Below are 8,925 nucleotides of genomic sequence, written 5' to 3' on the forward strand. Positions count from 1 at the left end.
GCCCGCCCGAGCAGGTCCAGCGCAGTCTAGTGCCGTGACCGGAAACGTTCACCGGGACCGCTGTTCTCACCGGGCTGTCATGTGCAGCCGCAGAGTGAGGCCGTCGGCCGAGGCGCGGATCTCCACCAAGTCGCACAGCTGATGGATCAGCCACAGGCCCCTGCCTCCATGGGGCGACGCCAGAGATGGGCGGCGGCGCCCCGCCAGAGGATCGGACAGGCGGCCGCCGTCGCGGATCTCCGCCACGCCCCCGGAACCGGCCGAGTTCCACAGCCTCAGCGTCCCTCTCCCACCACCGTGGGAGAGGGAGTTGGCCGCGGCCTCGCTGACCGCGAGGACGAGGTCGCCGCGCCGGCCCGGCCCCAGGGACGTGCCGCGGGCCCAGGCCACCACGTACTCGCGTACCGCTCCCAGCTGTCCGGGGGCGTACTCGAACCGGGAGACCGCCCCGTCGGGTTCCGCCAACGGGGGATCGCAGTCGGCGCACACCGCGGACGCGTCGGCGTAGACGGTGCTCCGCAGGTGCCGGCCCCCGTCGATCAGCGTGGGGTGGGTGCGCCGGGCGTCGGCCAGCACCGCGGTCGGCAGGCCCACGGCGTCGTACGGGCACAGGACGGTGGCCCGCCGGCCCGCGAAGGCGGTGTTGATGAGGGCCTCGTGGCGCGTGGCTTCCCGTACCTCGGCCCGGGTGCGGCCGGGCCAGATCGGCTCGCCCAGGATCCGGGCGGGCCGGTCGGCGCACCGGTCCGCGAAATCCGACAACGCCGCCAGGACGCGGCCGGGGTTGCGGCCCCATCGCGTCATGTCCGCCCACGTGACCTCGGCGGCCGCGCTCGCGCCGAGGTTTTCGCGCAGGGCGTCCAGCCGCGGACCGGGCACGGCCACGAGCACCGGCTCGGCGGCCGCGAGTGCGCCGCGTACGAACCCTCCGACTCGTGCCAGGTACTCCGTCCCGCCTCGGTAGAAGAGGGCCCGGTGGACGAAGGTTCCCGCGGTGGTCGCGGGAGGGCCGGTCACGAGGCCGTCGGTACGGTCGCGCAACGGATCCGCGCTCCTGGCCCCCGCCCCCGACCCCGCGTGCGCGCACCGCACGACCGCGTCCGCCCCCGGCACGTCGCCCCGGCGCCCCCGCGCGTCTTCGCGCGGGACGGACGCCGCGTGTGAGTGGGGTGATGGCATGGCCGCTTCCTACTCCGAGAGCATTCCGGTGCGCAGCCGGGTCAGGGTCCGGGACAGCAGGCGCGAGACCTGCATCTGCGAGATGCCGAGTTCGGCGCCGATCTCGGCCTGGGTCCTGTCCTGGCCGAAACGGAGGTGCAGGATGAGCCGGTCGCGTTCGCCCAGCTCCCGCAGCAGGGGCGCCAGCACGTGGAAGTCCTCGAAGAGCTCCATGGCCGGGTCGATCTCACCGAGCCGGTCCGCCGGGGCCGATGTGGTCCGGCTCGTCGGCGCCGACTCGTCGCAGTCGGTGTAGTCCAGGGACCCGCTCGTATGGCCGTTCGAGGCGACCAGTCCCTCGATGACCTGCTCCTGCGACAGTTCCAGGTACCGCGAGAGTTCCCTGACCGTCGGTGCGCGGCCCAGGTCGTCCGTCAGGGCCTCCTGGGCCTTGGCGAGCTCCGTACGCAGCTCCTGGAGCCGGCGCGGTACGTGGACGGCCCAGGTGGTGTCGCGGAAGTAGCGCTTGATCTCACCGGTGATGTACGGGAGGGCGAGCGTGGAGAACTCGACCTGGCGCTCGGGATCGTAGCGGTCGATGGCCTTGATCAGCCCGATGATCCCCACTTGGACGATGTCGTCGATGTCCAGGCCGCCGCCCCGCGCACGGGCGCGGAATCCCCGCGCGGCGAACTGGACGAGCGAGAGGTTCATCTCGATCAGGGTGTTGCGGGCGTACTGGTACTCGCCCGTGCCCTCCTCCAGGACTCGAAGGCTCCTGAAGAAGAGCCTCGAAAGCTCGCGCGCGTCCGACGGGGCCATCTCCGCGGGGTTGATCACCTCGGGCAGTGCCGCGTCCTGCGTCTGGGAACCCGCCGACTGTGGCACGTCGGGGGCGTTCCGCACGTCTGTTGCGCGCATGGGGCTCACGGCGGTGGCCGAGTGAGACATGGTGGCCGTTCCCTCCCGATCGACTGACGGCTGCTCGGGCGCGCCTGCCCGTTCCCCTCGGCCCTACACGCCTTTCGCCGAACATCGTGTGGCCGGCCCACGGAACGGCGGATCTCCTGACGGGCGCGCCACGGCAGGTCGGGTCGGCGCGCCCCCCGTGCGTGCCACGGCAGGTCGGGGGCATGCGCGGGGGAGAAGCCCGAAGGGAAGGCACTCCCGTGCTCATCGCCGCGCTGCTGCTCCTGCCCGCGCTCCTGTGCGCCGTTCTCGCTCTCGGACGGTACGAGGAGTTCATGCTCGGGCCCCACACCGCGACACGGCCGGGCCGTCACCGCGCGCGGAGGCGGGCCCGTCATCGGCATGCCGGCGGCTCGACCACGGCTCGGCCCCGTAGGCGCATGGATGACGCCCGGGTGGACAGCCGCAGGGCATGACACGCATCGTGCAGTCCGGCGGCGGGCCGGAACGAGAACGCTCCCGGACCGGTGGCGACACCGCCCTCGAACCGGATCATCAGGTCGGCGGTCGGGCGCCCGCACACGAACTCGAAGACGCTCCCGATCGACCCACCGAATTGCCGAAACGGGCGTGGCGGGCCGTGCTGCGCGGCACCGTGAGGGAATTCGGCAACGACGAGCTGGCCGACCGCGCGGCGGCCCTGACCTATTACGGGGTGCTGGCACTGTTCCCCGCCCTCCTGGTCCTCGTGTCCCTGCTGGGCATCGCCGGCGAGTCGACGACGCACCGGGTGCTGGACAACCTGCGGAAGCTGGCGCCGGGCTCGGTCCGGGACGTGCTCGGCGACGCCGTGACACAGCTTCAGGGCCACAGTGGCACCGGATCGCTGATCGCGGTCATCGGCCTGCTCGTGGCCCTGTGGTCCGCCTCCGGCTATGTCGCGGCGTTCATCCGCGCCTCGAACGCCGTCTACGACGTGCCCGAGGGCCGGACGGTGTGGAAGCTGCTCCCGCTCCGTCTGGCACTGACGGTCACGCTCATGCTGCTGGCCTGCGCGAGCGCGCTGATCGTGGTCTTCACCGGAAGCCTCGCCCGGCAGGCCGGCGAGGCACTCGGCATCGGAGACACCGCGCTCGCGGTGTGGTCCGTCGCGAAATGGCCGGTCCTGGTCCTCCTCGTCACGATCATGATCGCGCTCCTGTACTGGGCCGCGCCCAACGCCAAGGGTCGCGGTTTCGCCTGGGTCACTCCGGGCAGCTTCCTGGCCCTGGTGATCTGGATGGCGGCCTCGGCCGGCTTCGCCTTCTACGTCGCGAACTTCGCCTCGTACAACAAGACGTACGGCACGGTCGCGGGAGTGATCGTCTTCCTGGTGTGGCTGTGGATCACCAATCTCGCCATCCTCCTCGGGCTCGAGTTCGACGCGGAGTTGACCCGCCAACGCGCGGTCGCGGGCGGACTGCCCGAAGGCGAGGAGCCGTACGTGGAGCCCCGGGACACCAAGGCGTGGAGCGATGAGGACCGTCGTCGAGTGGAGTGACCCTCGGGCCGCTGCGCGGGCGCGCCGCTGATTCAATTCGCGCGGGAGTAATGGACCGTGTCGGTCCAGATGCGTTCGAGGCGCACGCGGGTGCCGGGTTTGGGGGCGTGCCAGATCCTGTCGTGCCCCGCGTAGATGCCGACGTGGCCCATGGTGCTCCCTCTGGGGAAGAAGACCAGGTCACCCGGCGTGCGTTGGGCGCGCGAGATGTGGAGGGTGTCCTCGTACTGCGCGTCCGCGGTACGGGGAAGGGGTCGGCCGGCCTTCCGGAAGGCGTAGAGGGTGAGGCCCGAACAGTCGAATTCCCTAGGCCCGGTGGCGCCGTAGACGTAAGGGGCGCCTTTTTTCGAGGCTGCGATGGCGACGGCCTTTATGCCGTAAGAGGAAGCGGCCTGGGCCGGCGCGGCGGGCGTGCACGCGATTGCCACTGAAATCGCGAGGACCACGGCGGGACGGCAATGCTTGACGAGGCTCTTTTTTATTTTCGGCAATCGCGATACCTCCGCATTCAGATAAGGAACAGGCCCTTGACGGCGGCTGTTCTCGGTGACTGCGTAATGGCTCCCGACGACCGCCTATTTTTGCCCGAAAGGTTCGCGTTCGCGGGCGTGGGACACGGCGGGAAATGTCTCATTTCGGCAAAGTGGCCCGAGAAGATATTCCTAATGATTGTCCGGTGATCCCCGCCTGCCCCCGCGGCACGCATGCTCGCCCGGCTGCGGGGCATGCGCGGGAACAGTCGGGCTTCGGGTGCCTGGTGCGAGACGACCTTCGGGAGACACCATGACGACTGAGCGTTCCCACACGACCTCGGACAGCGGCGCCGGCCCCCTGCCGGGCGCACCCGGACCGGTGTCCCCGCCCGCGGACGAACCCGAGCGAGTCGCGGCGCCGCTGCCGCCGAAGCCGGATCAGGACGGACCGCGGACGGTGAGCCCCACCGGTCAGGCGACCGGCGCGGACCAGGCCCGGGTGGCGCAGGGCGGGCCGTACCTGACGACCGCGCAGGGCGCCCGGCTGTACGACGGCGACCACTCCCTGAAGGCGGGACCGCGCGGGCCCGTGCTGCTCCAGGACCACCATCTCCGTGAGAAGATCACCCACTTCGACCACGAGCGCATCCCCGAGCGGGTGGTGCACGCCCGCGGCGCGGCCGCGCACGGCGTCTTCCTGGGATACGGGGCCGCGGGCGAGGTGAGCCGGGCCGCCTTCCTGGCCAAGGACGTCGAGACGCCGGTGTTCGTCCGGTTCTCCACCGTGCTCGGCTCGCGGGGCTCCGCCGACACCGTGCGGGACACCCGCGGGTTCGCGACGAAGTTCTACACCGACGAGGGCACCTTCGACCTGGTCGGGAACAACATCCCCGTCTTCTTCATCCAGGACGCGATCAAGTTCCCCGACATCATCCATGCGGGCAAGCCGCACCCCGACCGGGAGATCCCCCAGGCGCAGAGCGCCCACGACTCCTTCTGGGACTTCGTGTCCCTGCACACCGAAGCCACCCACCACACCCTGTGGAACATGTCGGACCGCGCCATCCCCCGCTCGTACCGGATGATGGAGGGCTTCGGAGTCCACACGTTCCGCCTGGTCAACGCCGTAGGCGACACCGCCCTGGTGAAGTTCCACTGGAAGCCGAAGCTGGGCGTGCACTCCCTGGTCTGGGAGGAAGCCCAGCTCATCGGCGGGATGGATCCCGACTTCCACCGGAGGGACCTCTTCGACGCCATCGAAGCGGGCGCGTTCCCGCAGTGGGAGCTGGGCATCCAGGTCTTCCCCGACACGCCGGAGCAGACGTACGAGGGCATCGACCTCCTCGATCCCACGAAGATCGTCCCGGAGGAGCTGGCACCGGTCCAGCCCATCGGACTCATGACGCTCAACGCCAACCCGAAGAACTACTTCGCCGAGACCGAGCAGGTCGCCTTCCATCCCGGTCATCTCGTTCCCGGCATCGACGTCACCGACGACCCGCTGCTCGCCGGCCGCCTGCTCTCCTACCTCGACACGCAGATCAGCCGGCTGGGCGGACCGAACTTCGGCCAGATCCCGGTCAACCGGCCACACGCCCCGGTCAACGACATGCTCCGCGACGGGATGCACCAGACCGCCGTCCACACCGGCGTCGCACCGTACCGGCCCAACAGCCTGGACGGCGGCTGTCCCTTCCTCGCCGGAGCCGATACGGGCGCCTTCGTCGAAGCGCCCGCGCAGGTCTCCGAAGCGAGCAAGGTCCGTGAAGCGTCCGCATCGTTTTCCGACCACTTCACCCAACCCCGGCTGTTCTGGCTCAGCATGACCCCGCCGGAGCGCGAACACATCGTCGCCGCCTACACCTTCGAACTGAGCAAATGCTTCGAGCGGGCCGTCAAGGAGCGCACCCTGAAGGTGCTGGCGAACATCGACCCGGAGCTGTGCGAGCAGGTCGCGGAAGGCCTGGGTCTGCCGGCTCCGGAGGCCACCGTGCCGCTCGTCGCGGCCGAGCCGAGCCCGGCCCTGTCCCAACTGGGGGAGACCTGGCCGACGGACGGCCGAGTGATCGGCATCGTCGCCGACGAGGACGCCGACCTCGACGGCGTGCGAACCGCTCGGCAAGCCATCCTGGACGCGGGCATGGTGCCCCTCGTCATAGGGCCCAAGGGCGGGACGCTCGACGGTGGCGGTGATCCCATCGCGGTCCAGCGGACCTTCGCCACCGCCCGCTCCGTGGAGTTCGACGCCCTCCTCTGCGCCGGCGATCCCGCCGCGGGCGCCGACGCCTACGGGGCGCGCGACGCCAAGGCCGGGTCTCCCACACCCGACGGCTCGGATCCGCGGGTGTTGCTGTTGATCACGGAGGCGTACCGCCACGGCAAGGCCATCGGCGTGTGGACCGACGCCCGTGCACTCCTCGGGGCCGCCGGCATCGGACCGGAGGACGCCGGGATCGCCGTCGCCGACAGCTGTGCCCCGGCCGTGGAGCAGCTGGGCGAGGTCCTGGCGCGTCACCGCGCCTGGGACCGGTTCCCACCCGCACTCTGACCCCGAAGCCGCCGTACGAGGTGTTCGCGCCGTGAAGGGTTTCGGCAGCCGGGATCGTGGCAGGCGCCCCATATGGTGCGAATCGGATACACGATGATGACCGAACAGGCCGGACCCCGCGAGCTGGTGTCCCACGTGGTCGGAGCGGAGGACGCCGGATTCGACTTCTCCGTCATCTCCGACCATTCCTTCCCCTGGTTGGAGTCCCAGGGGCACGCGCCCTACGCGTGGAGCGTGCTGGGCGCCGCCGCGCAGGCCACGGCCCGGATCCCGCTCATGACGTACGTGACCTGCCCGACCTTCCGCTACCACCCCGCCGTCGTCGCGCAGAAGGCGGCGACGATGCAGATCCTTTCCGGGGGCCGGTTCCGGTTGGGGCTGGGCTCGGGGGAGAACCTCAACGAGCACATCGTCGGAGCCGGCTGGCCCGCCGCCCACGTACGGCTGGAGATGCTGGAAGAGGCCGTCGACATCATCCGGCGCATGCTCGACGGCGAGAACGTCAGCCACCACGGTGCCCACTTCGACGTCGAGAACGCACGCCTCTGGGACGTCCCCGATCGGCCGCCCCCGATCGGCATCGCCGTCTCCGGCCCCCGGTCCTGCGAACTCGCGGGCGCCCGCGGCGACCTGGTGATCGCCACGGAACCGAAGCGGGAACTCCTGGAGGCGTTCGAAGAGCACGGCGGCGCGGGCAAACCCCGCATCGGCCAGGTGCCCGTCTGCTACGACAGCGACCGCGAGGCAGCCGTCGCCCGTGCGCACGATCAGTTCCGATGGGCCCTGGGCGGGTGGCGGGTCAACGGCGAACTCCCCGGCCCCGAGGGCTTCGAGCAGGCCGCACAGTACGTACGGCCCGAGGACGTGGCCGAGTCCATCGCCTGCGGCGACGGCGTCGACGCGTTCGTCGACGCCGTCCGGCCCTATGCGGAGGCGGGGTTCACGGAGGTCGCCCTCGTCCAGATCGGAGGCGATCACCAACAACCCTTCCTGGAATGGGCCGAAGCGAAACTGCTCCCCGCACTGCGCGCCCTGTGAAAGCCGTGATTCCGCCCACCCCTCGTGTCAGGTCCCCGGCTCGGGGCAGGGGCGTGGAAGTCCCTGTCCCATACATCTGCCGAGGAGTCATGAACAGCGTCATTCGCCTGCTGTCCGTCCTGGGGGGTTCGCTCCTGCTCACCTTCGCGGCCGACTGGGCCGCCGACCGGCTGCTGTGCCGGGTCGACGCACGGCACCCCGAAACGCCCTTGTGGAACCTGTTGCGCCGGTGCCGGCCGGCCCTGAGGATCGTGCTGCTCGCCGCGTTGCTCAGGGGTGCCTACGGGCACACCGCCTGGCGGCCGCTCCAGGACGACGCGGACACCGTCGCCAGGATCCTCTCGCTCGTCCTGATCGGCGCGGGCGCCTGGCTCATCGTCGGAGTGGTCTCCGCAGTCGTCGAATCCGGCTACGCCCGCTACGCGACCGGTACCCGTGACCCGGCCCGGGTCCGCCGGGTGCGTACACAGGTGACCCTGATCATGCGGGTCGTGACCGCGGTCGTCGGCGTCGTCGCGGTCGCGGCGATGCTGCTCACCTTCCCGAGCTTCCGCGCGCTCGGCACGTCGATGCTGGCCTCCGCCGGGATCATCGGGATCGTGGCCGGCGTCGCGGCCCAGTCCACCCTCGGGAACCTGTTCGCCGGCTTCCAGATCGCCTTCGGCGACATGGTGCGCCTCGGGGACACGGTCGTCGTCGCGGGCGAGTGGGGGGTCGTGGAGGACATCACCCTCACCTTCCTCGCCGTGCGCACGTGGGACGAACGCCGGATCACCATGCCCGTCTCCTACTTCACGACCCGCCCCTTCGAGAACTGGTCCCGCGGCGGAGTCCAGATGACCGGCACCGTCTTCGTCCACTGCGACCACAACGCCCCGATCGCCCTCATGCGCGACAAGGTCCGGGAGATCCTGCACACCTGCCGGGAATGGGACGGCCGCGGCTGGGACCTCGCCGTCACCGACACGACTCCCTCCACCATCGTGGTCCGGGCCATCGTCACGGCCAAGGACGCCGACGACCTGTGGACCGTGCGCTGCGCCGTACGGGAGCAGCTGGTCGCCTGGCTCGCGCAGAAGCACCCGGAGGCCCTGCCACGCGTCACCGTGGGCCCGCAGCGGGGCGGCACCGAGGACGAACGGCGCCCCGCGCAGCGGTCGCCGTCGGGCGAGCCGAACGGCCAGGCCTCCGTCCGGGCGCGTATGGATCTCCGCTGAGGGGGCAGGCGCAGCCTCGCAGCACCGTACGACCACACGTGC

General features: G+C 70.7%; 7 protein-coding genes. 4 read left to right on the forward strand and 3 right to left on the reverse strand.

Annotation, left to right across the window (positions count from 1 at the left end; translation table 11 throughout):
* Positions 1 to 66: 66 nt before the first annotated feature.
* Both ACFYZL_RS29320 and ACFYZL_RS29325 read right to left on the reverse strand, forming a co-directional pair.
* Positions 67 to 1,041, reverse strand: a complete 975-nt coding sequence (locus ACFYZL_RS29320) for an anti-sigma factor RsbA family regulatory protein (protein ID WP_388683043.1) — start codon at positions 1,039 to 1,041, stop codon at positions 67 to 69.
* 147 nt (positions 1,042 to 1,188) lie between these two features.
* Complete coding sequence (locus ACFYZL_RS29325; protein ID WP_384744192.1) at positions 1,189 to 2,079, reverse strand: SigB/SigF/SigG family RNA polymerase sigma factor; 891 nt, start codon at positions 2,077 to 2,079, stop codon at positions 1,189 to 1,191.
* A gap of 460 nt (positions 2,080 to 2,539) precedes the next feature.
* On the opposite strand from ACFYZL_RS29325, the gene ACFYZL_RS29330 reads away from it, so the two are divergent.
* Positions 2,540 to 3,607: a YihY/virulence factor BrkB family protein gene (locus ACFYZL_RS29330; protein ID WP_388683046.1), complete on the forward strand. Its 1,068-nt coding sequence runs from the start codon at positions 2,540 to 2,542 to the stop codon at positions 3,605 to 3,607.
* 32 nt (positions 3,608 to 3,639) lie between these two features.
* On the opposite strand, the gene ACFYZL_RS29335 is transcribed toward ACFYZL_RS29330, so the two are convergent.
* Positions 3,640 to 4,053: a C40 family peptidase gene (locus ACFYZL_RS29335; protein WP_384744190.1), complete on the reverse strand. Its 414-nt coding sequence runs from the start codon at positions 4,051 to 4,053 to the stop codon at positions 3,640 to 3,642.
* A 337-nt stretch (positions 4,054 to 4,390) separates the two neighbouring features.
* Between ACFYZL_RS29335 and ACFYZL_RS29340 the strand changes: the two genes are divergently transcribed.
* The 3 genes from ACFYZL_RS29340 (at position 4,391) to ACFYZL_RS29350 (ending at position 8,883) form a co-directional block, all read left to right on the forward strand.
* The gene (locus ACFYZL_RS29340; protein WP_388683049.1) at positions 4,391 to 6,628 is read left to right on the forward strand and encodes a catalase; all 2,238 of its coding nucleotides are present in this window, start codon (positions 4,391 to 4,393) and stop codon (positions 6,626 to 6,628) included.
* A gap of 72 nt (positions 6,629 to 6,700) precedes the next feature.
* Positions 6,701 to 7,666 carry an LLM class F420-dependent oxidoreductase gene (locus ACFYZL_RS29345; protein ID WP_384744187.1) on the forward strand — a complete coding sequence of 322 codons (966 nt, stop codon included), beginning with the start codon at positions 6,701 to 6,703 and terminating at the stop codon, positions 7,664 to 7,666.
* A gap of 89 nt (positions 7,667 to 7,755) precedes the next feature.
* Positions 7,756 to 8,883, forward strand: a complete 1,128-nt coding sequence (locus tag ACFYZL_RS29350) for a mechanosensitive ion channel family protein (protein ID WP_384744185.1) — start codon at positions 7,756 to 7,758, stop codon at positions 8,881 to 8,883.
* The last annotated feature ends 42 nt before the right edge of the window (positions 8,884 to 8,925 follow it).

The organism is Streptomyces sp. NPDC001717, from assembly GCF_042892775.1.
Classification (GTDB): domain Bacteria; phylum Actinomycetota; class Actinomycetes; order Streptomycetales; family Streptomycetaceae; genus Streptomyces.

What these genes read in the sequence shown, in the direction of transcription:
- ACFYZL_RS29325 (WP_384744192.1), bottom strand. Translation starts at nt 2,079, where the DNA reads ATGCGCGCAACAGACGTGCGGAACGCCCCCGACGTGCCACAGTCGGCG.
- ACFYZL_RS29330 (WP_388683046.1), top strand. Translation starts at nt 2,540, where the DNA reads ATGACACGCATCGTGCAGTCCGGCGGCGGGCCGGAACGAGAACGCTCC.
- ACFYZL_RS29340 (WP_388683049.1), top strand. Translation starts at nt 4,391, where the DNA reads ATGACGACTGAGCGTTCCCACACGACCTCGGACAGCGGCGCCGGCCCC.
- ACFYZL_RS29345 (WP_384744187.1), top strand. Translation starts at nt 6,701, where the DNA reads ATGGTGCGAATCGGATACACGATGATGACCGAACAGGCCGGACCCCGC.
- ACFYZL_RS29350 (WP_384744185.1), top strand. Translation starts at nt 7,756, where the DNA reads ATGAACAGCGTCATTCGCCTGCTGTCCGTCCTGGGGGGTTCGCTCCTG.